The 1,419-nt window shown below is 52.6% G+C and carries 1 protein-coding gene; it reads left to right on the top strand.

The genetic code is table 11. The features are described from left to right. Positions 1–105: 105 nt before the first annotated feature. Positions 106–1,407, top strand: a complete 1,302-nt coding sequence (locus tag BLL38_RS29885; protein ID WP_011920678.1) for an ISL3-like element IS1411 family transposase — start codon at positions 106–108, stop codon at positions 1,405–1,407. The last annotated feature ends 12 nt before the right edge of the window (positions 1,408–1,419 follow it).

Here is a 1,419-nt window from a genome sequence, read left to right as displayed (position 1 = left end):
GGCTCTTCGCATTTAAGGGTGTAGAAAAAATCTGACCGGCTGGAAAAGGAGTCGAGGATCTTAGAAAATGTAAGCTCTCACACCAACAAAAACTAAGCCCCCGACGTGAACAATCTTACCTTTTCTAGCCCTGATCTTTCCAGCTTTTGCCAACTGAATAACCTCGGCCTGACTGCCACTGGACAACATCTTTGTGCAGAGCGCGCCGTCATCGAATGTCGTTTAACCAAAGCACCCGAGCCATGCCCCAAGTGCGGGGCTGCTGGTGTTTCACGCGGTACTGTCGATAGGCATCTTGCTCACACACCTTACGGACAACGACCAACCAGATTGCTGCTGCGTATCCGTCGCTGGCGTTGTGCTTGCGGCTGTTTCTGGCATGAAGATACAAACAGTGCAGCACCTCCACGTTCAAAGCTTTCATATGGGGCGATACGCTGGGCATTAGCTGCCATCGTGCTGGATCATCTGTCGGTATCTCGTGTTGCGAGCCAGCTTGATGTTGCATGGCACACCGCTAATAATGCCATTATCAACGAAGGACGGCGCCTGCTTTTTAATGACTCGACACGTTTTGACGGTGTGACCGTGCTGGGCGTGGATGAGCATGTTTGGCGACATACACGCTGTGGTGACAAGTACGTCACCATCGTGGTTGACCTTACGCCCGTGCGTAACAAAAACGGGCCGGCCCGCTTGCTCGATGTGCTGGAAGGCCGCTCCAAACAAGCCTTTAAGCAATGGCTACAGAGTCGCCCCAAATCGTGGCGTGACCAGATCGAAAGCATTGCCATGGACGGTTTTACGGGGTTTAAATCTGCAGCGCAAGAAGCCCTGCCTCAAGCCCAAACCGTGCTGGATCCTTTCCATGTCGTGCGCTGGGCAAGCAACATGCTGGATGAATGCCGCCGGCGTGTGCAACACGACATCCTGGGCCGCAGAGGGCGTAAAAATGACCCGCTCTACAAAAGCCGTCGAACGCTACTGACTCGGATCAGCTACCTGTCTGACGCCAACAAAAAGCAACTGTTCCAGCTGTTTGCAGATGAGCACCACCTCGAAGTGGATTGCACCTGGAGCATGTACCAACGGGTGGTCAGCGCCTACAACGAGCCGGATCGAAAACGTGGTAAAAAACTCATGGAAGAGGTCATAAATATCATTACAGCCAGCGACTTGCCCAAAGCGCTCATCGAGGTGAAAGGCTTGGGGGAAACGCTGAAAAAATACGCTGAGAGCATCCTTGCCTACTTCGACCGGCCAGGAACCAGCAACGGTCCAACAGAAGCTATCAACGGGCGACTTGAGCACTTACGAGGTACCGCCTTGGGCTTTAGAAATTTAACCAATTACATAGCCAGGTGCTTGCTGAAGTCAGGAGGGTTTAGAAATCAGCTACACCCTTAAATGCGAAGAGCC

The organism is Pseudomonas gessardii (genome assembly GCF_001983165.1).
Taxonomy (GTDB): domain Bacteria; phylum Pseudomonadota; class Gammaproteobacteria; order Pseudomonadales; family Pseudomonadaceae; genus Aquipseudomonas; species Aquipseudomonas gessardii.
The sequence above is the reverse complement of the archived record's forward strand: the minus strand, read 5'-3'. Positions and strand labels throughout refer to the sequence as shown.